This window comes from Pseudomonas sp. MWU16-30317, assembly GCF_020515695.1.
Classification (GTDB): Bacteria; Pseudomonadota; Gammaproteobacteria; order Pseudomonadales; family Pseudomonadaceae; genus Aquipseudomonas.
In genome coordinates this window covers 627,208-653,106 of the sequence record NZ_JAIWJA010000003.1, presented here as the reverse complement: position 1 = coordinate 653,106, position 25,899 = coordinate 627,208, and the positions used below count along the sequence as shown (strand labels likewise).

The 25,899-nt window shown below is 63.4% G+C and carries 11 protein-coding genes; 7 read left to right on the top strand and 4 right to left on the bottom strand.

Annotation, left to right across the window (positions count from 1 at the left end; all coding sequences use genetic code 11):
- Positions 1–1,050: a lipopolysaccharide heptosyltransferase II gene (gene waaF / locus LIX93_RS11950; RefSeq protein ID WP_226504242.1), complete on the bottom strand. Its 1,050-nt coding sequence runs from the start codon at positions 1,048–1,050 to the stop codon at positions 1–3.
- Between the two features lie 28 nt (positions 1,051–1,078).
- Positions 1,079–4,012 (bottom strand): bifunctional [glutamate--ammonia ligase]-adenylyl-L-tyrosine phosphorylase/[glutamate--ammonia-ligase] adenylyltransferase, encoded by a 2,934-nt coding sequence (gene glnE, locus LIX93_RS11945; RefSeq protein ID WP_226504241.1) that lies wholly within the window; start codon positions 4,010–4,012, stop codon positions 1,079–1,081.
- Positions 4,013–4,394: 382 nt separating this feature from the next.
- Between glnE and aceE the strand changes: the two genes are divergently transcribed.
- The 4 genes from aceE to msrA all read left to right on the top strand — a co-directional run bounded on the left by aceE (position 4,395) and on the right by msrA (position 13,429).
- Entirely contained in the window at positions 4,395–7,040 is a 2,646-nt protein-coding gene (aceE, locus tag LIX93_RS11940; protein WP_226504240.1) for a pyruvate dehydrogenase (acetyl-transferring), homodimeric type, read from the top strand.
- Positions 7,041–7,051: 11 nt separating this feature from the next.
- Positions 7,052–9,013 carry a dihydrolipoyllysine-residue acetyltransferase gene (gene aceF, locus LIX93_RS11935; RefSeq protein ID WP_226504239.1) on the top strand — a complete coding sequence of 654 codons (1,962 nt, stop codon included), beginning with the start codon at positions 7,052–7,054 and terminating at the stop codon, positions 9,011–9,013.
- 995 nt (positions 9,014–10,008) lie between these two features.
- A complete protein-coding gene (locus LIX93_RS11930; RefSeq protein ID WP_226504238.1) occupies positions 10,009–12,702 on the top strand; it encodes a GGDEF and EAL domain-containing protein in 2,694 nt (897 codons plus the stop codon).
- Between the two features lie 76 nt (positions 12,703–12,778).
- Entirely contained in the window at positions 12,779–13,429 is a 651-nt protein-coding gene (gene msrA / locus LIX93_RS11925) for a peptide-methionine (S)-S-oxide reductase MsrA (protein ID WP_226504237.1), read from the top strand.
- Between the two features lie 95 nt (positions 13,430–13,524).
- Here msrA and rlmJ read toward each other — a convergent pair whose 3' ends face one another.
- Entirely contained in the window at positions 13,525–14,361 is an 837-nt protein-coding gene (rlmJ, locus tag LIX93_RS11920; protein WP_226504236.1) for a 23S rRNA (adenine(2030)-N(6))-methyltransferase RlmJ, read from the bottom strand.
- Positions 14,362–14,436: 75 nt separating this feature from the next.
- A complete protein-coding gene (putP, locus tag LIX93_RS11915; RefSeq protein ID WP_226504235.1) occupies positions 14,437–15,921 on the bottom strand; it encodes a sodium/proline symporter PutP in 1,485 nt (494 codons plus the stop codon).
- A 281-nt stretch (positions 15,922–16,202) separates the two neighbouring features.
- On the opposite strand from putP, the gene putA reads away from it, so the two are divergent.
- From putA to mscK, 3 genes are all read left to right on the top strand, one after another.
- Positions 16,203–20,156: a trifunctional transcriptional regulator/proline dehydrogenase/L-glutamate gamma-semialdehyde dehydrogenase gene (gene putA / locus LIX93_RS11910; RefSeq protein WP_226504234.1), complete on the top strand. Its 3,954-nt coding sequence runs from the start codon at positions 16,203–16,205 to the stop codon at positions 20,154–20,156.
- A gap of 559 nt (positions 20,157–20,715) precedes the next feature.
- Positions 20,716–22,458 carry a potassium/proton antiporter gene (locus LIX93_RS11905; protein ID WP_226504233.1) on the top strand — a complete coding sequence of 581 codons (1,743 nt, stop codon included), beginning with the start codon at positions 20,716–20,718 and terminating at the stop codon, positions 22,456–22,458.
- Positions 22,459–22,497: 39 nt separating this feature from the next.
- Positions 22,498–25,887, top strand: a complete 3,390-nt coding sequence (mscK, locus tag LIX93_RS11900) for a mechanosensitive channel MscK (RefSeq protein WP_226504232.1) — start codon at positions 22,498–22,500, stop codon at positions 25,885–25,887.
- Positions 25,888–25,899: the final 12 nt, after the last annotated feature.

Here is a 25,899-nt window from a genome sequence, read left to right as displayed (position 1 = left end):
TCAGTCGACCTCGACCAGCGCATCGACCCGTTCCGGGCCTTGCAGGGTTTCCAGGGCTGAGACCACGCGCTGCGGCTCCAGCAGTCGCAGGCAATTGTAGTGGCCAAATCGGCAGGTGCGATCGAAGCACGGGCTGCAATCGAGCCCCAGGCGCACCACTTCGACCTGATCGGCCAGCGGCGGCGTGAACCCCGGCGAGGTCGAGCCATACACGGCGACCAGCGGGCGGTTGAGCGCTGCGGCGACGTGCATCAGGCCAGAGTCGTTGGACACCACCGCCTCGGCGCACGACATCAGGTCGATCGCCTCGGCCAGCGAAGTCTCGCCACTGAGGTTCACCGACTCTTCTCGCAGCCCCGGAATCAGCCGCTCGCGGATCGCCTCACCGACCGGGTGATCCTTCTTCGAACCGAACAGCCACACCTGCCAGCCTTCACGGATACGGTTCTCGGCGACTTGGGCATAGTGCTCGGAGGGCCAGCGCTTGGCCTCGCCGAACTCGGCACCGGGGCACAGCACCAGCACCGGGCGGTCGAGCACCAGGCCGAACTTGGCGAGCGCTGCGGCGCGGCTATCGGCATCGATCTGCAAGCGCGGCTGTGGATAAGGTTGCGCCAACTGCGCGCCCGGCGCGTAAGCCAGGGCCATGAAGCGCTCGATCATCAACGGATAGCGGGCCTTGTCCAGGGTGCGCACATCATTGAGCAGGCCGTAGCGAAACTCGCCACGCCAGCCGGTGCGCTTGGGAATACCGGCGAAAAACGGCACCAGCGCGGACTTGAGCGAATTGGGCAGCAGGATCGCCTGATCGTACTGGCCCTTGAGCGACTTGCCGATGCGCCTGCGGGTGGCCAGCTCCAGCGCGCCATGGCCGAGCGGGAAGCTCAGGGCACGCCGGACCTCGGGCATGCGCTCGAGGATCGGCCGGCTCCACTCGGGGGCCAGCACGTCGATGGCGCACTCCGGATGGCGTTGCTTGAGGCACTGGAACAGTGTCTGCGCCATCACCATGTCGCCAACCCAGCTGGGTCCAATGATCAGAATGTTCATGTTCTTTCCAGAAACGATCGGGCAGGCATCAACCGAGCCCCAGCTGCGCCCAGATACGCATCACCTCGCGTCGCTCGGTGCCGAACTGGTCTGCGGCAATGACCCCGGTCTGATTCTGCAAGGCCTGGCGGTGCGCGACCGAGCGGTAGGCCTTGTAGGCTTCACGCAGCAGCACGGCATCGGCCTGGGGCATTAGCCCGGCCTCTTCCAGCCCTTCCAGAATGCGGATGTTGTCGGTGTAGCGCAGCAGCTCAGGATGCGCCCTGGACCACGCCAAAGCGGCGTATTGCACCATAAATTCGATATCGACGATACCTCCGGCGTCTTGCTTGAGGTCGAACGAGGCGCTGGCGTCGAAGGCGTTGGCGCCCATTCCGGCCTGGGTGGCACGGGTTCCCAGATTGTCGCGCATCTTCGCGCGCATCTCGCTGACCTCCTGGCGCAGGCTCGCTTCGTCGCGTCGGCGCCCCAGCACATGGGCGCGCACCTGCTCGAACGCGGCGCCGACATCCGCCGCGCCCACCAACACCCGCGCCCGGACCAGCGCCTGATGCTCCCAGGTCCAGGCCTCACCCTCCTGATAGCGGGAGAAGGCGCCCAGCGAGCTCACCAGCAACCCGGCGGCGCCCGAGGGCCGCAGGCGCATATCGACTTCATAGAGCTGGCCGGAGTTGGTCTGCGCGGTCAGCAGGTGAATGATGCGCTGGCCCAGGCGGGTGAAGAACTGCGCACCATCGATAGGCTTGGCACCGTCGGTTTCGGCCTGCGGATCGCCGTCGTGGATGAATACCAGGTCGAGGTCCGAACCATGACCCAGCTCGATGCCGCCCACCTTGCCGTAGCCGATGATCACGAAGCCCGGCTCGCACAGGCTGCCATCGTTGCGCATCGGCACACCGTGCCGGGCCACGGTCTGACGCCAGGCCAGGGCCAGCACTTGCTCGAGGATCGCCTCGGCGAGCCAGGTCAGGTAATCGCTGACTTTCATCAACGGCAGGCTGCCGGTGATCTCCGAGGCGGCAACGCGCAGGCGGTGCGCCAGTTTGAAATGGCGCAGCGCTTCCATCTGCTGCTCGAGATCATCCTCGGGGATGCGGGTCAGACGCTCGCGCAGTTCGGCCGCCAGCTCCAGCGCCTGGGGCGGGTTGAACAGGCGGCTTGCATTGAGCAGTTCATCGAGCAACAGCGGGAAGCGGGTGATCTGTTCGGCGATCCACGGGCTGGCCGCGCACAGGGTCAGCAAGCGGCGCAAGGCGTCGGGGTTCTCGGTCAGCAACACCAGGTAGGCCGAGCGCCGCGCCACCGCTTCGACCAGCGGCAATACGCGTTCGAGTACCAGATCCGGATGCGCATGTTCGGTGGCCTGGGCCAGCAACCGTGGAATAAAGGCATCGAGCCGCTCGCGACCAAGGCGCTGCATGGCGCGCAGTTGCGGGCTGCCACGCAGGTCGGTGAGGCGTTTCAAGGACTGTGGCGCATCGCGAAAGCCGGCGTCTTCGAGCTGCCGACAGGCGGCTTCTTCGTCCTGACTGTCTTCCCATAACGGCAGCCACTCGCCGCCGACCATCGTGGTGTGGTCCTCTTCTTCGTCCGGGTCGGCGATCACTTGGCGGAAATGCCAATCCACACGACCGCGCCAGAACATCAGCCGCTCATGAAAGGCGGTCCAATCGGCGAAGCCGAGCATGAAGGCGATACGTGCGCGATCCTGATCGCCCTCGGGCAGCATCTGCGTCTGGCGGTCGGCGATGGCCTGGATGGCGTGCTCGGTGTAGCGCAAAAACAGATACCCATCGCGCAATTCATCAACCACCGCGGCCGGCAGGTAGCCCTGCCCTTCAAGTGTCGCCAGCACACGCAGCAATGGTCGCTGCTGCAGGCTCAGGTCACGGCCGCCGTGGATCAACTGGAACGCCTGGGCGATGAACTCCACCTCGCGGATGCCACCTGAGCCGAGCTTGATGTTCTCGGCCATGCCCTTGCGCCGGACCTCCTGCTGGATCAACTGCTTCATGGTGCGCAGCGCTTCGATGGCGGAAAAGTCCAGGTAACGGCGATACACGAACGGGCGCAGCATCTCCAGCAACTGTGCGCCCGCTGCTTGATCGCCGGCCACCACGCGGGCCTTGATCATGGCGTAGCGTTCCCAGTCACGGCCCTGATCCTGGTAGTACTGCTCCAACGCGTTGAAGCTGAGCACCAGCGCACCCGAGGAACCATAGGGGCGCAGGCGCATGTCGACGCGGAACACGAAGCCGTCGACGGTGACCGGGTCGAGCGCCTTGATCAGCCGCTGACCGAGGCGAATGAAAAATTCCTGGTTGTCGAGGGCACGCTTGACCCCTTCGGTCTCGCCACCTTCGGGATAGGCGAAGATCAGGTCGATATCCGACGACAGGTTGAGTTCAACTGCCCCCAGCTTGCCCATGCCAAGGATCACCATGTGCTGCACGTCGCCGCTGCGCCGGCCCATCGGCGTGCCGAACTGCAGGCAATGGCGCGGGTACAGCCACTGGTAGGCTTGATCGATGCAGGCATCGGCCAGGTCCGACAGGTCGCGGCAGGTCTGCACCAGGTCGGCCTGGCGGGTCAGGTCGCGCCAGACGATCCGCACTTGATGACGGCTGCGTTGGCGGCGCAAGGTCTTGCCGAGGGCATCTTCACTGTCGGCCTGACGAACGGCGGCGCTGAGCTGGGCACACAGCTCACCTGGCGCGAACCCGCGGTCCAGATCGCCGCTGTCGACCAGCTCCAGCAGCAGGCTCGGTTCGCGCACCGCCTGCTCGAGGACGAAGTCGCTGGCCGCGCACACGCGATCGAACTCTGCCCAGCGTTCAACGCTCCATTTATCAAGGCCTGCAGGCGATTGCGCGGCGGCGATAGCGTCTTTGAACGACTGCCGATTACGGCTGATCAAAGGGACAAGAATGGCGGGGATTTCAACCAGCGAAGGCAGGCTCATGGTCTATCCTAGATCGTCGTAGCGGTGGCAGAAAGAGAGGCAAGTTGAGCGGAGGGCGATGGCCAGACTGTCGAACAAAAGTTGCAAATAGCTGAAACCTGGCTATTTTTGGCAGATTTCATCAAACGCAGCCCCTTGATTGCTTATGTTTTGGTCGCCGTATCGATTATTCTCACAACCCGGCAGGGGGCGACAAGTCGCCGCACCGTAGTTCCGCTACCGCACCTTCACCTCGAAAGCATGAAATGAAGATCAATTTGTAGTAAAACTACACGCCGCCGGCCAACCCTACCGGCCATCCAAGAATTCAATATCGTCTGCCCACAAGGCCGTCGCAAACTCAGGCTTCGATTCTGGAAGCCTTTCCGCCCTGGAGCAAGCCATGCAAGACCTCGATCCCGTCGAAACCCAGGAATGGCTGGACGCCCTGGAGTCGGTTCTCGACAAAGAAGGCGAAGACCGCGCTCACTACCTGATGACCCGCATGGGCGAACTGGCAACCCGCAGTGGTTCCCAACTCCCCTACGCCATCACCACGCCGTATCGCAACACGATCCCCGTTACCCACGAAGCACGCATGCCTGGCGACCTGTTCATGGAACGCCGCATTCGCTCGTTGGTGCGCTGGAACGCGATGGCCATGGTTATGCGCACGAACCTGAAAGATTCTGACCTGGGCGGTCACATCTCGAGCTTCGCTTCCAGCGCAACCTTGTACGACATTGGCTTCAACTACTTCTTCCAGGCGCCGACCGAAGAGCACGGCGGCGACTTGATCTACTACCAAGGCCACACCTCGCCAGGCGTCTACGCCCGCGCGTTCATGGAAGGCCGGATCACCGAAGAGCAAATGAACAACTTCCGCCAGGAAGTCGACGGTCAGGGCCTGTCGTCCTATCCGCATCCTTGGCTGATGCCTGATTTCTGGCAGTTCCCGACCGTGTCCATGGGTCTGGGGCCGATCCAGGCGATCTACCAGGCACGTTTCATGAAATACCTTGAGGCCCGCGGCTTCATCCCCGAGGGCAAGCAGAAGGTCTGGTGCTTCCTGGGTGACGGCGAGTGTGACGAGCCGGAATCCCTGGGCGCCATCTCCCTGGCCGGCCGCGAGAAGCTCGACAACCTGATCTTCGTCATCAACTGCAACCTGCAGCGCCTCGACGGCCCGGTTCGCGGCAACGGCAAGATCATCCAGGAACTCGAAGGCGTGTTCCGCGGCGCTCACTGGAACGTGACCAAAGTCATCTGGGGCCGCTTCTGGGACCCGCTGCTGGCCAAGGACGTCGACGGCATCCTGCAACGTCGCATGGACGAAGTCATCGACGGCGAGTACCAGAACTACAAAGCCAAAGACGGCGCGTTCGTGCGTGAACACTTCTTCAACTCGCCAGAACTCAAGGCGATGGTTGCTGATCTGTCCGACGACGAGATCTGGAAACTCAACCGTGGCGGCCACGACCCGTACAAGGTCTATGCGGCTTACCACGAAGCGGTCAACCACAAAGAACAACCCACCGTCATCCTGGCCAAGACCATCAAAGGTTATGGCACCGGTGCCGGCGAAGCGAAAAACACCGCGCACAACACCAAGAAGGTCGATGTCGACAGCTTGAAGTTGTTCCGCGACCGTTTCGACATCCCGGTCAAGGACGAACAACTGGCCGACCTGCCATTCTTCAAACCTGAAGAAGGCAGTGCCGAGGCCCGCTACCTGAGCGAGCGCCGCGCCGCACTGGGCGGTTTCGTGCCACAGCGCCGCGCGCAGAGCTTCAATATTCCGACCCCGCCGCTCGATACCCTCAAGTCGATCCTGGATGGCTCGGGCGACCGTGAGATTTCCACCACCATGGCCTTCGTGCGGATCCTCGCCCAGCTGGTCAAGGACAAGGAAATCGGCCCGCGCATCGTCCCGATCATCCCGGACGAAGCCCGTACCTTCGGCATGGAAGGCATGTTCCGCCAGTTGGGCATCTACTCCTCGGTCGGCCAGCTCTACGAGCCCGTCGATAAAGATCAGGTGATGTTCTACAAGGAAGACAAAAAGGGCCAGATCCTCGAAGAAGGCATCAACGAAGCGGGCGCCATGAGCTCGTTCATCGCTGCCGGTACTTCGTACTCGAGCCACAACCAGCCGATGCTGCCGTTCTACATCTTCTATTCGATGTTCGGCTTCCAGCGTATCGGCGACCTGGCCTGGGCTGCCGGCGACAGCCGCACCCGCGGCTTCCTGATCGGCGGCACCGCCGGGCGCACCACGCTCAACGGTGAAGGCCTGCAACACGAAGACGGCCACAGCCACATCCTGGCGGGCACCATCCCGAACTGCCGCACCTTCGATCCAACCTACGGCTACGAGCTGGCGGTGATCATCCAGGACGGCATGAAGAAGATGACCGAAGAGCAACAGGACGTCTTCTACTACATCACCGTGATGAACGAGTCCTACCAGCAGCCCGCCATGCCGGCCGGTGTCGAGGAAGGCATCATCAAGGGCATGTACCTGCTCGAAGAAGACACCAAGGAAGCAGCCCATCACGTGCAGCTGCTGGGTTCCGGCACCATCCTGCGCGAAGTGCGTGAAGCGGCGAAGATCCTGCGCGAGCAGTTCAACGTCGGCGCCGATGTGTGGAGCGTCACCAGCTTCAACGAACTGCGTCGTGACGGCCTTGCCGTGGAGCGCAGCAACCGCCTGCACCCTGGCCAGAAGCCAGCGCAGACTTACGTCGAACAGTGCCTGACCGGTCGCAAGGGTCCCGTCGTGGCCTCTACCGACTACATGAAGCTGTTCGCCGAGCAGATCCGTCAGTGGGTTCCTTCCAAGGAATTCAAGGTTCTGGGCACCGACGGCTTCGGCCGTAGCGACAGCCGCAAGAAGCTGCGTCACTTCTTCGAAGTCGACCGCCACTTCGTCGTGCTGGCCGCGCTGGAAGCCTTGGCTGATCGGGGTGAAATCGAACCGAAGGTGGTGGCCGAGGCCATCGTCAAATTCGGTATCGACCCTGAAAAACGCAACCCACTGGACTGCTGAGGAGAAACACCGTGAGTGAAGTCATTCGCGTACCCGACATCGGCAGCGGTGAAGGTGAAGTCATCGAACTGCTGGTCAAGGTCGGTGATCGCATCGAAGCCGACCAGAGCCTGCTGACCCTCGAGTCGGACAAAGCCAGCATGGAGATTCCGGCCCCCAAGGCCGGCGTCGTCAAGAGCCTCAAGGTCAAGCTGGGCGATCGCCTGAAAGAAGGCGACGAAGTCCTGGAGCTGGAAGTCGAAGGCGCTGCGCAAGCCCCTGCGGCCGCCGCCCCTGCACCCGCTGCCAAGGCCGAAGCGCCTGCCGCTGCGCCCGCCCCTGCCGCCAGCGCTCCGGCGTCGGCTGCCGCGGCATCGAGCCAGGACATCCACGTGCCGGACATCGGTTCGTCGGGCAAGGCACAGATCATCGAGATTTCGGTCAAGGTCGGCGATACCGTCGAAGCTGATCAATCCTTGATCACCCTCGAGTCAGACAAGGCCAGCATGGAGATTCCATCCCCTGCTGCCGGTGTGGTCGAGAGCATCAGCGTCAAGCTCAGCGACGAAGTCGGCACTGGCGACCTGATCCTGGTATTGAAGGTGGCCGGTGCTGCACCGGCTGCTGCGCCTGCCAAGGCTGAAGCACCTGCCGCAGCTGCTGCAGCGCCTGCCGCCGCGCCTGCTCAGGCCGCTGCCCCTGCTGCTGCCAGCGTCCAGGACATCCATGTCCCAGATATCGGTTCGTCAGGCAAAGCCAAGATCATCGAGCTATCGATCAAGGTCGGCGACAGCGTCGAGGTTGATCAATCGCTGATCACTCTGGAATCGGACAAGGCCAGCATGGAGATTCCATCCCCTGCTGCCGGCGTGGTCGAAAGCATCAGCGTCAAGCTGGACGACGAAGTCGGTACCGGCGACCTGATTCTCAAGCTGAAAGTGGCCGGCGCTGCGCCGGCTGCCGCTCCGGCGCAAGCCGCTGCACCGGCTGCGGCCGCGCCCGCCGCTGAAACCGCCAAGCCTGCCGCTGCGCCTACTGCACCTGCTGCGGCCCCGGCTGCTGCGTCGGGAGCCAAGGTTCACGCCGGCCCAGCCGTACGCCAGTTGGCGCGCGAGTTCGGCGTCGAGCTGAGCGCCGTCGGTGCCTCCGGCCCACACGGTCGCATCCTCAAGGAAGACGTGCAGGCGTACGTCAAGACAATGATGCAGAAGGCCAAGGAAGCGCCGGCCGCTGCAGCTGCTGGCGCTACCGGTGGCGCCGGCATCCCGCCGATTCCGACCGTCGACTTCAGCCGTTTTGGCGAAATCGAAGAAGTACCGATGACTCGCCTGATGCAGGTCGGCGCTGCCAACCTGCACCGCAGCTGGCTCAACGTGCCGCACGTGACGCAGTTCGACCAGGCTGACATCACCGAGCTCGAAGCCTTCCGCGTCGCGCAAAAAGCGGTAGCCGAAAAGGCCGGCGTCAAGCTGACCGTGCTGCCGCTGCTGCTCAAGGCTTGCGCCCACCTGCTCAAGGAACTGCCGGACTTCAACAGTTCGCTGGCACCGAGCGGCAAAGCGATCATCCGCAAGAAATACGTCAACGTCGGTTTCGCCGTAGACACCCCGGATGGCTTGCTGGTACCCGTGATCAAGAACGTCGATCAGAAGAGCCTGCTGCAACTGGCTGGCGAAGCGGCGGCCCTGGCTGAAAAAGCGCGGACCAAAAAGCTCTCTTCGGACGACATGCAAGGCGCCTGCTTCACCATCTCCAGCCTCGGGCACATTGGCGGCACCGGCTTCACGCCGATCGTCAACGCACCTGAAGTGGCGATCCTCGGCGTGTCCAAGGCCACCATCCAGCCGGTCTGGGACGGTAAAGCCTTCCAGCCGAAGCTGATGCTGCCTCTGTCGTTGTCCTACGATCACCGTGTGATCAACGGCGCCGCCGCAGCGCGATTCACCAAGCGCCTGAGCGATCTGCTGGGTGATATTCGTACGATCCTGCTGTAACTCGCTGCACATCGCCCCTGCCAATCGGGGGCGATCGATTTTCGAGCTGCCACGCTCGGAGCCTCAACCCCGTCCTTTGTGGCGGGGCTTTTTTTTGGCTTTTTTGGGTTGGGTTGGGTTGGGTTGGGTTGGGTTGGGTTGGGTTGGGTTGGGTTGGGTTGGATTGGAGATTGGGGTGTGGTCCTTTGCTGCGGGCCTGTGCGGCTCGCCCTGCCCATTGGCCCTTCGCCTAGGCTCAGGGTACCCGCGCTCCGGCACCTGAAGAGGTGGCACGCCGCATACGGGCCATCCATGGCCCAATACGGCTCACCCGACATCCTGTCGGGTGTCCACCTCTTCAGGCGCCTCCACGCGGCCTGCTGGAGGGGCGGCCGCACAGGCCCGCAGCAAAGCACCAGCCGAAATTTGAGCGATGTCATGAAAGAGCAGACACCACAAATATCACTGTTCTGCTTTCGAGCCGGCCTTGGGGTCGCGGCCCCCTTCCAGCAGGCCGCGCTTCGACGCACTGGCGAGGGGATAGCCGGCATGGATGCCGGCTAAGCCCCGTTGGGCCATGGAAGGCCCATCGGGGCGTGCCCCTCGTCAGTGCGTCGAAGCGCGGGCACCCTGAGCCAAAGCGAAGGGCCAATGGCGGGGGCCGCGACCCCAAGGCCGGCTCGAAAGCAGAACCACCCCGATCCCATCCCCCCGACCAGCCTAACCGCCGCAGCCCTAGCGCATCGCACGCCCCCGCCACCGCCCCAGAGCACCGAGCGTGCAAGCCAGGAAACTGATCTTCGACGCAGATGAAACCGTTCACATACGAAAATATCCAACCTCTTATCGTTTTTTAAACAGTCCCCGCTGAAGAAAAATGCTTTACTGCCGATAGGATGAAGGCACAGAGCCATTGCGTCCCTTGTCAGCCTGAGCCGCATCATGCAATCTTGTTGGACGCACTAGAACACGGGCCTGCCGGTCGCGTGCGATTGAACTCTTGAAGTGAGCTCTCCATGAAAAGCCAACCCGATGCCGCCAGCCGAATGGTGGCCGAGGTCGTGACGCAACTGCCGGTGCCCTCGCGCCTTGGCATGCTGCGCTTCGAACGGCTGAACGAGGCGAGCTGGGCCCTGCTTTATCTCGACCCCAACTGCGAACGCCCCTTCGGTATCCCGGCGGCAGAGCTGTGCGCGTTGATCGGCTCGCCGTATGCGAGCCTGATGGAGCCCGAGGCGCGTTACGAGCTGCACGATGTCATTCAGCAGCAACTGGCCACTCAGTCCAACTACCTCATTCGCTATACCCTGCACACCGCTCAAGGCCCCCTGCAATTGCTGGAACTGGGCGAACCCTACAAACAGCACAATCGCCAACTGCTGCGCGGCTATCTGCTGGCGGTGGACGACATCACCGAGCCCTTGCTGGAAGGTTCGGCTGCGGAACTGGAAAACCAGAACAGCCGGCTGCAGGTCGCTTTGGAGCTCAACCAGCAGGCCCAGCTTGAGCAATTGCAGCATCTGGATCGCGTGCGCGCGCAGCAAGAGCTGATCCTCAGCCTCGCACGCCAGCGCTACACCGCGCACAACCCGCTGCTTGAAGCCGCCGAGCTGATCACCCGCAGTGCCTGCGAGATCTACGAAGTCGAGTTTGCCAGCCTGTGGATGCTTGAGGGCAACAGCCTGGAGCCCCTGATCTCCTACGATGCCTACACGCAGGTGCATCACACCGAAGCGGCCATCGACACCTCTGCCTATCCAAACTACCTCGACGCCCTGCATACCAGCCGCGCCATCGATGCCCACGACGCCGTGGCCGATCCGCGCCTGTCGGAGATGGCAGAGTGGCTGCGCGCCCGTGATATCCATGCGGTGCTGGACGCCGGTATCCGCGTCGATGGCCAGGTGGTCGGCGTGCTCTGCCTGCAGCAACGAGGCAAGCCCCGGGCCTGGCAGGCGGACGAAATCACCTTCGCCGGCGAGCTGGCCGACCAGGTCGCCCAAGTCATCAACAACCAGAATCGCCGCGCCGCCACCAGCGCCCTGCACCTGTTTCAGCGCGCCGTCGAGCAGAGCGCCAATGCGTTTTTGCTGGTCAATTGCGAAGGCGTGGTGGAATACGTCAACCCCAGCTTCACCGCCATCACCCAGTACAGCCCCGATGAAGTCCACGGCCACCGGCTGGCGGAACTGCCCGCGCTGGAAAACCTCAGCGAACTGCTGTTCGACGCGCCCTCGGCCCTGGTCAGCAGCAACAGCTGGCAGGGCGAATTCAAGAGCCGCCGCAAAAACCTTGAACCCTACTGGGGGCAGCTGTCGATCTCCAAGGTCTACAACGACCAGCGCGAGCTAACGCACTACATCGGCATCTATGAAGACATCACCCAAAGCAAGCTCGCCCAGCAGCGCATCGAACGCCTGGCGTATACGGACAACCTGACCAACCTGGGCAACCGCCCGGCATTCATTCGCAGCCTCGACGAACGCTTCGCCCGCAACAGCGAAGCCCCGGTCAGCCTGATGCTGGTGGACATCGACAACTTCAAGCGGATCAACGACAGCCTCGGCCACCAGACCGGCGACAAATTGTTGATCAGCCTGGCGCGGCGCCTGCGCAACAGCCTGAGCAGCAGCGGCAGCCTGGCGCGCTTTGCCAGTAACGAATTCGCGGTGCTGCTTGACGATGTCGATCCCGAGGCCGGGCAATTGATCGCCCAGCAGGTGTTGCGCACCCTCGACAAGCCGATGTTCGTCGACAATCAATTGATCAACGTCACTGCCTCGGTAGGCTTCGCCTGCGCGCCGCTGCATGGCCGCGACCCACAAACGCTGATGAAGAACGCCGGCCTGGCGCTGCACAAGGCCAAGGCCAACGGCAAGCACCAAGTGCAAGTGTTCACCGAGGCGCTGAACGCCGAGGCCAGCTACAAACTGTTCGTCGAGAACAACCTGCGCCGCGCCCTGACCCAGAACGAGCTCGAGGTGTTCTACCAGCCCAAGCTGTGCCTGCGCAGCGGCCGCCTGCTCGGCCTCGAAGCGTTGCTGCGCTGGAACCATCCGGAACGCGGCATGATCCGCCCGGATCAATTCATCAGCGTGGCGGAAGAAACCGGCCTGATCATCCCGATCGGCAAATGGGTCGCACGCCAGGCGTGCCGCATGAGCAAGGAACTGACCGCCAATGGTATCGGCTCCCTGCAGGTGGCGATCAACCTGTCACCCAAGCAGTTCTCCGATCCCGACCTGGTGTCGTCGATCCGCCATATCCTTGAAGAAGAGGCCCTGCCCCCGCACCTGCTGGAGCTCGAACTGACCGAGGGCCTGCTGCTCGAAGCCACAGAAGAGACCCGCCTGCAGCTCGCCGAGCTGAAAAGCCTGGGCCTGACCCTGGCCATGGACGACTTCGGGACCGGTTACTCGTCGCTCAGCTACCTGAAAAAATTCCCGATCGACATCATCAAGATCGATCGCAGCTTCATCCATGAAATCCCGGCCAACCAGGACGACATGGAAATCACCTCGGCGGTGATCGCAATGGCCCACAACCTCAAGCTCAAGGTCGTGGCCGAAGGTATCGAGACCGCCGAACAGCTGGCGTTCCTGCGCCGCCACCGCTGCGATGTCGGCCAGGGCTATCTGTTCGACCGGCCGATTCCCGGCAGCCAGCTCGTCCAGGCCCTCAAACGCTACCCTCGCGGACCAGCGGCCTGACCCGCCACGCAACGCTTGAGCAAACTGTCGGTCTATCCTTGTTGCCACTTCCCATTCCCTGCAGAGGAGAAGACCCATGGTCTTGCGCTCGGAAATCCTGGTCAACAAAAACGAATTGCCCTCACCGCAGCAAGCGCTGCCAGGCCGTGAGTCACCGATGACGGTGCCCGCCGAGCACTTCGTCAACGGACATTCGCTGACGGACTTCCCTGCCGGGCTCGAAACCGCAATCTTCGGCCTGGGCTGCTTCTGGGGAGCGGAGCGTCGCTTGTGGAACGAACCAGGCGTGTGGACCACAGCCGCCGGCTACGCAGGGGGCTACACGCCCAACCCGACCTACGAAGAAACCTGCTCTGGGCTGACCGGCCACAGCGAAGTGGTGCTGGTGGTGTTCGACCCTGCCAAGGTGAGCTACGAGACGCTACTGAAAGTGTTCTGGGAAGCGCACAACCCCACGCAGGGCATGCGTCAGGGTAATGATCTGGGCACTCAGTATCGCTCGGCCATCTATTGCACCAGCGAGGTGCAATTGCAGGCGGCCAGGGCCAGTCAGGAGGTGTTTCAGAGCCAGCTGAGCGAGGCCGGCATGGGCGCGATCACGACCGAGATCGCCTTGGCGCCGACTTTCTATTATGCCGAGGCGTATCACCAGCAGTATCTGGCCAAGAACCCAAGCGGGTATTGCGGGCTGGGTGGCACCGGGGTGTGCATGCCGCCTGCGGCTTGAAAGCTTCGCGGGCAAGCCTTGCTCCCACAGGTGTACGCCGCTCTAACTGCGCACACTGTGGGAGCAAGGCTTGCCCGCGAAGGGGCCATCAGCTATCACTCGGCAATCAGCCAATCCATCTTCCAACCACCTTGGGTCTGCCCCAGCAACTGCGCCAGCCACGGCAGCAGCTGGTTCAGCTCCTCTTCCAACCCCCATGGCGGATTGGCGATCGCCAGCCCTGAGCCATTCAGGCTCTGCTCGGTTTCGATCGGGTGCACCAGCAATTCCACCCGCAGCAACTTGGGTGCGCCGCTGCCGGCCAGATCCTGGTAGAAACGCTTGAGCGCTCGCTGATCCTTGACCGGATACCAGATGGCGGCCACCGTCTGGCGCATGCGGCCAATGGCTTCTTTAAGGGCTTTGGCGCAACGCTGCATCTCGTCCAGTTGCTCGAACGGCGGATCGATCAGCATCAAAGCGCGCTTTTCCGGCACCGGCAGCAGCGCCCGAGGCACATGCCAGCCCTCACCCAGATGCACCGCCACGCGGCGATCGCCCTTCATGTTGTCCCGGAGCAACTGGCCGTCCTGGGGATGTTTTTCGTTCAGCAACACGCGATCCTGCGGGCGGGTCAGGCGCCGCGCCAACTCCGGCGAACCGGGGTAGTAGCGCAACTCGCCATCTGGGTTCATGTCATGCAGCACGCGCAGATAGTCCGCGACCAAAGGCGGCACATCCTGCGCCTCCCAGAGGCGCGCGACGCCTTGCAACCATTCGCCGGTGCGCGTCGCCTGATCGCCACGCAAATCGTAGAGCCCTAGGCCTGCGTGGGTATCAATGGAGGCAAACGGCTGCTCCTTGCGCGACAGCAAGGCGATCAGACGAGTAAGGACAAGGTGTTTGAAGACGTCGGCGTGGTTGCCGGCGTGGAAAGCGTGACGATAATTCATGGCAACTCCTGCAATGCGCAGGAGTTTACCCTGTGCCGGCCTCGCCGCCAAAATCGGCGAGGCCGGACGGTCGCCTCAGCGCTCGCGCCGATACGCGCGCTCGGCGCCATCGAAGCGTTCGAGCATGGCCGCCGTCGGCGCGCCCACCGAGCTGACCAGCCAGATGGCCAGGCTGGCAAACACGAAGCCCGGAATGATTTCGTACATTCCCAGCAGCGCGAACTGCTTCCAGACGATCACCGTCACCGCCCCCACCACGATACCCGCCAGCGCGCCGTCACGGGTCATGCCTTTCCACAATACCGAGATCAGTACGACTGGCCCGAACGCCGCGCCGAAACCCGCCCAGGCATAGCTGACCAGCCCCAGCACGCGATTTTCCGGGTTGCTGGCCAACCAGATCGCCACCAGCGCCACCAACAGCACCATCGCACGCCCCACCCATACCAATTCACGCTGAGTGGCATGCTGGCGCAGGAAGGCCTTGTAGAAATCCTCGGTCAGCGCGCTGGAGCAGACCAGCAACTGGCAGCTGAGGGTGCTCATGACCGCCGCCAGAATCGCCGAGAGCAACACACCGGCAATCCACGGATTGAACAACAGGCGCGCCAGCTCGATGAACACCCGCTCGGGGTTCTCGGCGACCGCCCCGGCCACCTGCGGATGGGTGGAGAAATACGCCACACCAAAGAAGCCCACGCCCAGGGCGCCGCCCAGGCACAGAATCATCCAGACCATGGAAATACGCCGGGCCTTGTCGATCGACTTGACCGAGTCGGCCGCCATGAACCGCGCCAGGATATGCGGCTGGCCGAAATAGCCCAACCCCCAGCCAAGCAGCGAGACAATGCCGATGAAGGTGGTACCGCGCAACACATCGAAATGCTCCGGCGCCTGCGCCTCGATGGCCAACATCGCGCTGTCGACGCCGCCGCTCGCCAGCATGACCATCACCGGGGTGAGGATCAACGCGAAGATCATCAGCGTCGCTTGCACGGTATCGGTCCAGCTGACAGCCAGAAAGCCGCCGATCAGGGTATAGGCGATCGTTGCCGCCGCCCCGGCCCAGAGCGCCTGCTCGTAGGTCAAGGCAAAGGTACTCTCGAACAGGCGCGCCCCGGCGACGATGCCGGATGCACAATAGATAGTGAAGAACAGCAGAATCACCAGCGCCGCGATGACCCGCAGCAGGCCGCTGCGATCATCGAAACGGCTGGCGAAGTAGTCGGGCAAGGTCAGCGCATCGCCATTGTGCTCGGTCTGTACCCGCAAGCGTCCGGCGACGAACAGCCAGTTGAGGTAGGCGCCGGTGATCAGCCCGACTGCGATCCAGCCTTCGGACAACCCCGATAGATAGATGGCGCCAGGCAAACCCATGAGCAGCCAGCCGCTCATGTCCGAGGCGCCGGCCGACAGCGCCGTGACGAAACTGCCCAGGCGCCGCCCGCCCAGAATGTAATCGGCAAGGTTGTGGGTCCGGTGCCAGGCGATCAGTCCGATCAGCACCATGGCGGCGATATAGATCACAAAGGTGATCAGAGTAGGGTTACCAAGGGTCATGAGTTAATGCCTTCTTGTTATGGTTGCGGCCTATGAGTGCAACCGGAGTTGCACCCAGATAGCCGAATGAAATAAATGCCCCGAAAAGGAGCAGACCGCTGATTTCATGGGGGTTAGCGCACCATCGGGAAGCATACCCAGTCAACCGTGGCCGCATATCCACAACAGTGTTACCAATCCTTTCAAAAAGTGGGTTGCACCCGGTTGCACCCAGCCTTGCGCCGAGCTAATCTGCACGCCACCTGATGCCGCGGGTCCAGCGGCCTTGATGAGGATTTGTAATGGCGACGACCACCCTTGGGGTCAAACTCGACGACCCGACCCGTGAGCGATTGAAGGCGGCAGCCCAGTCGATCGACCGCACTCCGCACTGGCTGATCAAACAGGCGATCTTCAATTACCTCGAGAAACTCGAAGCGGGCGCAACCCTCAACGAGCTCAGCGGTCTGGGTGGCGCCCTCGGTGACGACGTCGGTGAAGTACAGATCGAGCACAGCCATCAGTGCTTCCTCGAGTTCGCCGAAAGCATCCTCCCGCAGTCGGTGCTACGCGCCGCCATCACCGGCGCCTATCGTCGCCCCGAGCAGGAAGTCGTGCCGATGCTGCTGGAGCAGGCGCGCCTGCCCGCCGCCATGGCCGAGGCCACGCACAAGGTCGCCGCCGGCATCGCCGAAAAACTGCGCAATCAAAAAAGCGCCAGTGGCCGCGCCGGTATCGTCCAGGGCCTGCTGCAGGAGTTCTCGCTGTCGTCCCAGGAGGGCGTGGCCCTGATGTGCCTGGCCGAGGCCCTGCTGCGGATTCCCGACAAGGGCACCCGCGACGCGCTGATCCGCGACAAGATCAGCAACGGCAACTGGCAGCCGCACCTGGGTAACAGCCCGTCGTTGTTCGTCAATGCCGCCACCTGGGGCCTGCTGCTGACCGGCAAGCTGGTCTCGACCCACAACGAATCCGGGCTGACGTCGTCCTTGAGCCGCATCATCGGCAAAAGCGGCGAGCCAATGATTCGCAAGGGCGTCGACATGGCCATGCGCCTGATGGGCGAGCAGTTCGTCACCGGCGAAACCATCGCTGAAGCCTTGGCCAACGCCACGCGTTTCGAAGCCAAGGGCTTCCGCTATTCCTACGACATGCTGGGCGAAGCGGCCCTCACCGAACACGACGCGCAAAAATACCTGGCGTCCTACGAGCAGGCCATCCACTCGATCGGCAAAGCCTCCCACGGCCGCGGCATCTACGAAGGCCCGGGCATTTCCATCAAGCTCTCGGCGCTGCACCCGCGCTACAGCCGCGCCCAGTACGAGCGCGTCATGGATGAGCTGTACCCGCGCCTGCTGTCGCTGACCCTGCTGGCCAAGCATTACGACATCGGCCTGAATATCGACGCCGAGGAAGCCGACCGCCTGGAGCTGTCCCTCGACCTGCTCGAACGGCTGTGCTTCGAGCCGCAACTGACCGGCTGGAACGGCATCGGCTTCGTCATCCAGGCCTATCAGAAGCGCTGCCCGTATGTGATCGACTACGTCATCGACCTGGCGCGCCGCAGCCGCCATCGCCTGATGATTCGCCTGGTCAAGGGCGCCTACTGGGATAGCGAGATCAAGCGCGCCCAGGTCGAAGGCCTGGAAGGCTATCCGGTGTACACCCGCAAGGTGTACACCGACGTTTCCTACATCGCCTGTGCGAAAAAACTGCTGTCGGTGCCAGAAGTCATCTACCCGCAGTTCGCCACCCACAACGCCCACACCCTGGCGGCCATCTACCACATCGCCGGGCAGAACTACTACCCCGGCCAGTACGAGTTCCAGTGCCTGCACGGCATGGGCGAGCCGTTGTACGAGCAAGTGGTGGGCAAGGTCGCCGATGGCAAGCTGAACCGTCCGTGCCGCGTGTATGCGCCGGTCGGCACCCACGAAACACTGCTGGCCTACCTGGTCCGCCGCCTGCTGGAAAACGGCGCCAACACCTCGTTCGTCAACCGCATCGCCGACCACTCCATCTCGATCCACGAGCTGGTGGCCGATCCGGTGAGCAGCATCGAGCGCATGGCGGCTCAGGAAGGCGGTTTCGGCCTGCCGCACCCGCGCATTCCGCTGCCGGTCGACCTCTATGGCAGCGAGCGCAACAACTCCGCCGGTATCGACCTGGCCAACGAACATCGCCTGGCGTCGTTGTCCAGCGCCTTGCTGGCCACCGCCCATAACGACTGGCAAGCGGCGCCGATGCTCGGCTGCCCGATCAGCGCGGGCACGCCCCAGCCGTTGCTGAACCCGGCCGACCACCGCGATGTGGTCGGTCACGTCCAGGAAGCGACCGTCGAAGACGTCGACAACGCCCTGCTCTGCGCGCTGGGCAACGGCCCGATCTGGCAGGCCACCCCCCCGGACGAGCGCGCCGCCGTACTGGAACGCGCCGCCGACTTGATGGAAGCCGAGATCCAGCCGCTGATGGGCCTGCTGGCCCGCGAAGCCGGCAAGACCTTCGCCAACGCCATCGCCGAAGTGCGCGAGGCCGTGGACTTCTTGCGCTACTACGCGGTGCAGGCTCGCCACGACCTGAGCAACGACGCCCACCGCCCACTGGGCCCGGTGGTGTGCATCAGCCCGTGGAACTTCCCGCTGGCGATCTTCACCGGTCAGGTGGCTGCGGCACTGGCGGCCGGCAACCCGGTGCTGGCCAAGCCGGCCGAACAGACCCCACTGGTCGCCGCTCAGGCCGTGCGCCTGCTGCTCGAAGCCGGCATCCCTGAAGGCGTGCTGCAACTGCTGCCCGGCCGCGGTGAAACCGTTGGTGCCCGCCTGGTGGGCGACGAGCGCGTCAAAGGCGTGATGTTCACCGGCTCCACCGAGGTAGCGCGCCTGCTGCAACGCAACATTGCCGGGCGCCTGGACAACCAGGGCCGGCCGATCCCGCTGATCGCCGAAACCGGCGGCCAGAACGCCATGATCGTCGACTCCTCGGCGCTTACCGAACAAGTGGTCATCGACGTCGTCTCTTCGGCCTTCGACAGCGCCGGTCAACGCTGCTCGGCCCTGCGCGTACTGTGCCTGCAGGAAGACTCCGCCGACCGTGTGATCGAAATGCTCAAGGGCGCCATGGCCGAAGCCCGCCTGGGCAACCCGGAGCGCCTGAGCGTGGACATCGGCCCGGTGATCGACGCTGAAGCCAAGGCCAACATCGACAAACACGTGCAGGCGATGCGCGACAAAGGCCGCAATGTGTTCCAGATGGCCATCGCCGACAGCGCCGAAATCAAGCGCGGCACCTACGTGACGCCAACCCTGATCGAACTCGAAAGCTTTGACGAGCTGCAACGCGAGATCTTCGGCCCGGTGTTGCACGTGGTCCGCTACCAGCGCAAGGACATCGACCGCCTGATCGAGCAGATCAACGCGTCGGGCTATGGCTTGACCCTGGGCGTGCACACCCGTATCGACGAAACCATCGCCAAGGTCCTCGACAACGTCAACGCGGGTAACGTCTACGTCAACCGCAACATCGTCGGGGCCGTGGTCGGGGTGCAGCCGTTCGGTGGTGAAGGCCTGTCCGGCACCGGTCCAAAAGCCGGCGGCCCGCTGTACCTGTACCGCTTGCTGTCGACCTGCCCGGCAGATGCCATCAGCGCGTCGCTGCACCGTCAGGACGGCCCGACCGCTCCGGATGTGCGCCTGCGCGATGTCCAGCTCAAGCCGTTGCGCGCCCTGCAAGCCTGGGCTGCGAGCAATCAGCACGCCGAGCTGGCAGAGGTCTGCGAGCAGTTCGCCGCGCAATCGCAAAGCGGCGTCACACGCCTGCTGAGCGGCCCGACCGGAGAGCGCAACAGCTACACCATCCTGGCCCGCGAGCACGTGCTGTGCCTGGCCGAAACCGAGGCCGACCTGCTGGTGCAACTGGCCGCCACGCTGTCGGTGGGCAGCCATGCGGTGTGGGTGGAGAACGAACTGGGCAAGGCTGTGCGCAATCGCTTGCCGAAGGACGTGCAGGGGAAAATTCGCCTGGTAGCGGAGTGGAACAAGGATGACGTGCCATTCGATGCCGTGATCCATCACGGTGATTCGGACCAACTGCGCGGCGTGTGCCAGCAGATCGCCAAACGCGCCGGGGCCATTGTCGGCGTGCAGGGGCTGTCTCAGGGTGAAAGCAATATCGCCCTGGAGCGCCTGGTGATCGAGCGGGCGTTGAGCGTCAATACCGCAGCCGCGGGCGGTAACGCCAGCCTGATGACCATCGGCTGACCCACCCCGCCAGCCGACCAGCCGGCCTGCCGACCTCGCGTCGTCAGGCCGGTTTTTTTTGCTTATCCCTCAGTGCGCCAAGAAACTCCGGACGAGCAACTCTGCGCCGGGGTGCATCCTGGCGGCATAGGACGCATGACTGAAAAGTTCACCGGTGCGCATATCGAACACCCTGTCCTCGGGCTGTATCGCCGCGACCTCTGTCAGGTCCACACGCATGAAGTAAAAGGCTTCGCCACTTTCCTCGCCGAAACTCCCCACCCGCCAATGTCTCCAGCTCGACCAGGCGAAAGACCGCGTTGATCAAATTGCCAAAGCTGGTATAGGCCAAGATCGCATGGCTGATGAACTGCCCGTCGTCCAATGCAAGAACCCTCTTGGCAGATGAGAGGTCTGGCACGTCAAGAGAGCCGCAGGGCGGCGGCGCGGTATCTATCTACCAGGCCGACGCCTGAGGCTTTTATCCGTAGCCCTTTGACATATATGCATTTACACAGGTTATTATCCTTGGCACGCAGCCTGCATGATGCACGCTTTGCCTCGGACTGGAGTACTGCCCTTGAATGCGACGACCATCAACAGCCTGTTCTTGATCGGCGCGTTGCTGGTAGGTGCGAGCATCCTGGTGAGCTCGTTGTCCTCGCGGCTGGGCATCCCCATTCTGGTCATCATCCTCGCGGTCGGCATGTCGGCCGGGGTCGATGGTGGCGGTATCATCTTCGACAACTACCCCACGGCCTATCTGGTCGGCAACCTGGCACTGGCGGTGATCCTCCTCGACGGTGGCTTGCGCACACGGGTGGCGAGTTTCCGCGTGGCGCTCTGGCCGGCCTTGTCGCTGGCCACCGTGGGCGTGCTGATCACCACCGGGCTGACCGGCATGATGGCGGCCTGGCTGTTCGACCTGAACATCATCCAGGGCCTGCTGATCGGCGCGATCGTCGGCTCCACCGACGCCGCGGCGGTGTTTTCGTTGCTGGGCGGCAAGGGCCTGAACGAGCGGGTCAGCGCCAGCCTCGAGATCGAATCCGGCAGCAACGACCCCATGGCGGTGTTCCTCACCGTGACCCTGATCGACATGCTCGCCAGCGGCCAGACAGGCCTGCACTGGAGCCTGCTGTTCCATCTGATTCGCGAATTCGGCATCGGCGGCGCCATCGGCCTGGGCGGCGGCTGGCTGATGCTGCAGCTGGTCAATCGCATCAATCTGGCCAACGGTCTGTACCCGATCCTGGTGATCAGCGGCGGCCTGGTGGTGTTCGCCCTGACCAACGCCCTGCATGGCAGCGGCTTTCTGGCGGTGTACCTGTGCGGATTGGTGCTGGGCAACAAGCCGATCCGCAGCCGGCACGGCATCCTGCACATGCTCGACGGCATGGCCTGGCTGGCGCAGATTGGCATGTTCCTGGTGCTGGGCCTGCTGGTTACCCCCCACGACCTGCTGCCTATCGCCATCCCGGCGCTGGCGTTGGCGCTGTGGATGATCCTCATCGCACGGCCGCTGTCGGTGTTCGTCGGACTGCTACCGTTCAAGGCCTTCCATGGCCGCGAGAAGGGCTTTATCGCCTGGGTCGGCCTGCGCGGCGCGGTCCCGATCATTCTGGCGGTGTTTCCGCTGATGGCCGGCCTGCCCCACGCGCAGCTGTATTTCAACCTGGCGTTCTTCATCGTGCTCGTGTCGCTGCTGGTGCAGGGCACCAGCCTGCCGTGGGTCGCCAAGCTGCTCAAAGTCACGGTACCGCCGGACCCGGCCCCCATCTCCCGGTCGGCGCTGGAAGTCCACGTCACCAGCGAGTGGGAGCTGTTCGTCTACCGCCTGGGCGCCGAAAAATGGTGCATCGGCGCTGCGCTACGGGAACTGAAAATGCCCGAGGGCACCCGCATCGCCGCGCTGTTCCGAGGCCAGCAATTGCTCCACCCGTCCGGTAGTACGGTGCTGGAAGTGGGCGACCTGCTGTGTGTGATCGGTCACGAGCACAACCTGCCAGCACTCGGCAAACTGTTCAGCCAGGCCCCGCAACGTGGCCTCGACCTGCGCTTTTTCGGCGACTTCGTGCTCGAAGGCGACGCCGAGCTGGGTGCGGTGTCGGCGCTCTATGGCCTGCAACTCGACGGTGTCGACCCGCACATGCCGCTCAGCCGCTTCATTGCCCAGAAGGTCGGCGGTGCACCGGTGGTCGGCGACCATGTCGAATGGAACAGCACTATCTGGACGGTTGCGGTCATGGACGGGAACAAGATTGGCAAAGTCGGCGTCAGATTCCCCGAAGGAAGTCGCCCGGGCCCCGGGTTGTTCCTCTAAACTGCCGATCCAATCTTCGAGTTACCCGACTTTTTACCTATGCCTAGCCTGCGTTCTCTGCTCACCACAGCCCTGTTGGGGCTGTGCCTGACGATTTCTGCCGTCCACGCCGCCGATGCGCCCTCCCGCGACTCCGTGCAGCAAAGCCTCGACCGCATCGGTGATCGCAAACTGGCCGATGCCGACCAGAAAGCCCTGCAGGAAATACTGCAAGGCACCCTGACGTATCTCACCAATGACGAGGACAACCAGCGTCAACTGGTAGATCTCAAGCAGCAGTTGCTCGACGCGCCCAAGGACACCATCGCCAACCAGCGCGAACTCGCGCGCATCAAGGCCACCAAGGTGGTGCCGGTCGAGCAGCGCTATGCCAACCAGAGCGTTACGCAGCTCGAGCAGCTGCTCACCGATCGCAGCAACGAACAAGGCGGCCTGCAGAAGGCCCTGTCCGATGCCAACTCGATGACCATCGCCGCCCAGACCCGCCCCGAACGCGCGCAAACCGAGATCAGCGACAAGCAGAATCGCATCCAGCAGATCAACGGCATCCTCAAGAGCGGCCGCGATAACGGCAAGTCGATCAATGCCGACCAGCGCAACGAACTGAACGCCGAGCTGGCCGCGATCAACTCGTTGATCGCGCTGCGCCGCCAGGAACTGGCCGGCAACACCCTGCTGCAGGACCTGGGCAACAGCCAGCATGACGTACTGATGGCCAAGACCGGCCTGCTCGAACAGGAAATCCAGGACCTGCAGACGCTGATCAACCAGAAGCGCCTGGCGCAGTCGCAGAAGACCGTTACCGAGCAATCGCTGGAAGCGCAGAAGGCCGGCGGCAGCAGCGTGCTCGCCACCGAGAGCGCGACCAACGTCAAGCTCTCCGACTACCTGCTCAAGAGCACCGACGAGCTCAATGAGCTGACCCAGGAAAACCTCAAGACCAAACAGCAGCTCGATAGCATCACTCAGACCGACCAGGCGCTGGATGAGCAGATCAGCGTGCTGCAAGGCAGCCTGCTGCTGTCCAAAATCCTCTACAAGCAGAAACAGGCGCTGCCGCACCTCAAGGTCAACCGCAACCTGGCGGACCAGATCGCCGACATTCGCCTGTACCAATTCGAGGTCAATCAACAGCGCGAGGCCCTCAGCAGCCCGACCGCCTATGTCGAGAACCTGATCGCCGCGCAGCCGCCCGCAGATGTCACTCCACAGCTGCGCAAAGGCCTGCTGGATCTGGCCGTCACCCGCAGCGACCTGCTGGAGCGCCTGAACCGCGAGCTGAGCGCCCTGCTCAACGAGTCCATCACCCTGCAGCTCAATCAGAAGCAACTGGTCAGCACCGCCCAGAGCCTGCGCAAGACCCTCGACGAGCAGATGTTCTGGATCCCCAGCAACAAGCCGCTCGACGGCGACTGGTTCATGGGCATGCCCAAGCGCCTGGTCAAGCAGGTCGCGACCTTGCCCTGGGCCTCCAGTGTGAGCGAACTGAGCGACGGTCTGCTGCAGCGGCCGCTGCTGTTCCTGCCGTTGCTGCTGGTGATCGGTGCCCTGTTGTGGCGCCGTGACTACCTGTACCGCAAGCTGGCGCAACTGCATCACGACATTGGCCACTTCAAGCGTGACAACCAGTGGCACACGCCGCTGGCGCTGTTGATCAACATCCTCCTCGCCCTGCCGGTGGCGCTGGCGTTCGGGCTGTGCGGGCTGGCGTTGCAGATCGACGCCCGCGGGCAGAACGCCAGCCTCGGCTCGGCGCTGCTGCAGATCGCCCAGGCCTGGCTGGTGTTCTATACCGCGTACCGGATCCTCGCCCCGGCGGGCGTGGCTGAACTGCATTTCCGCTGGGAGAAGCGCCAGGTCGAGTTCCTGCAGAAATGGGTGCGCAAACTGGGCTTCGTGGTGCTGGCGCTAGTCACTGTGGTGGCCGTGGCGGAGCTGCAGCCCTCGGCGCTGGCCGAAGACGTGATCGGCATCCTCGTGGTGCTGGCCTGCTACGCCTTGATGGCCAGCCTGCTGGGCCGCCTGTTGCTCGGCAGTCCGACCCATCAGACCGCCTCGCTGTTCCGCCGCGCAGTGGGCATGGCGTTCACCGCCTTGCCGATCGCGCTCTTCCTGGCGGTGTGCTTCGGCTACTACTACACCGCGCTCAAGCTCACCGACCGGCTGATCAACACCCTGTATCTGCTGATGCTCTGGCTGGTGATCGAAGCCGCGTTCGTGCGTGGCCTCAGCGTCGCCGCGCGGCGCCTGGCCTACAACCGCGCGCTGGCCAAGCGCCAGGCCGCGAAGGACAACGGTGATGGCGAAGGCGTGGGCGAAGAGCCGACTTTGGACATCGAACAGGTCAACCAGCAGTCCCTGCGTCTGATCCGCCTGGCGCTGCTGGGCGGCTTTATCGCGGCGCTGTACTGGGTGTGGTCGGACCTGATCAGCGTGTTCTCGTACCTGGACAACATCACCCTGTACGAATACACCAGCGGCACCGGCGCCACCATGAGCATGGTGCCCATTAGCCTGGGCGACATGATCGGAGCGGCGGTGATCATCGGCATCACCTTCATCCTCGCCGGCAACTTGCCGGGCCTGCTGGAAGTACTGGTCCTGTCGCGTTTGAACCTGGCTCAGGGCAGTGCCTACGCGACGACCACGCTGCTGTCCTATGTGATCGCCGGGGTCGGTTTCGTCTCGGCGCTGTCGACCCTGGGGGTCAGCTGGGACAAGCTGCAGTGGCTGGTGGCCGCGCTGTCGGTGGGCCTCGGGTTCGGCATGCAGGAGATCTTCGCCAACTTCATCTCCGGCATCATGATCCTTTTCGAGCGCCCGGTGCGCATCGGCGACACCATCACCATCGGCAATCTGTCGGGCACGGTCAGCAAGATCCGCATCCGCGCCACCACCATCACGGATTTCGATCGCAAGGACATCATCGTCCCCAACAAGACCTTTATCACCGGCCAGTTGATCAACTGGTCACTGACCGACACTATCACCCGGGTAACCCTCAAGCTGGGCGTGGATTATGGCTCCGACCTCGACCTGGTGCGCAGCCTGCTGCTCAAGGCCGCCGCCGACAATCCACGCGTGCTCAAGGACCCGCAGCCCCACGTGTACTTCCTCAACTTCGGCGAAAGCACCCTGGACCACGAACTGCGCATGCACGTGCGCGACCTCGGCGACCGCAACCCGGTGCTCGACGAGATCAACCGGTTCATCAACAAGGAGTTCAAGGCGCAAAAGATCAACATCTCGTTCCGGCAGATGGAGATCTACCTGAAGAACACCCAGGGCGAGGAATACAAGCTGGTGCCGCAAAAGCCCGGCGAAGGTGGCCCGGCCGGGACGCTGCAGCCGCAAACCGATGAGCCCGAACCGCCTACGCCGGCGCAGTCGATCGAAGCACCGAACCCACCGCCGTCCAAACTGGACTGAGCCCTTCGCGGG

Coding starts and splice junctions, on each gene's coding strand:
- waaF (WP_226504242.1), bottom strand. CDS start 1,050: ATGAACATTCTGATCATTGGACCCAGCTGGGTTGGCGACATGGTGATG.
- glnE (WP_226504241.1), bottom strand. CDS start 4,012: ATGAGCCTGCCTTCGCTGGTTGAAATCCCCGCCATTCTTGTCCCTTTG.
- aceE (WP_226504240.1), top strand. CDS start 4,395: ATGCAAGACCTCGATCCCGTCGAAACCCAGGAATGGCTGGACGCCCTG.
- LIX93_RS11930 (WP_226504238.1), top strand. CDS start 10,009: ATGAAAAGCCAACCCGATGCCGCCAGCCGAATGGTGGCCGAGGTCGTG.
- msrA (WP_226504237.1), top strand. CDS start 12,779: ATGGTCTTGCGCTCGGAAATCCTGGTCAACAAAAACGAATTGCCCTCA.
- rlmJ (WP_226504236.1), bottom strand. CDS start 14,361: ATGAATTATCGTCACGCTTTCCACGCCGGCAACCACGCCGACGTCTTC.
- putP (WP_226504235.1), bottom strand. CDS start 15,921: ATGACCCTTGGTAACCCTACTCTGATCACCTTTGTGATCTATATCGCC.
- putA (WP_226504234.1), top strand. CDS start 16,203: ATGGCGACGACCACCCTTGGGGTCAAACTCGACGACCCGACCCGTGAG.
- mscK (WP_226504232.1), top strand. CDS start 22,498: ATGCCTAGCCTGCGTTCTCTGCTCACCACAGCCCTGTTGGGGCTGTGC.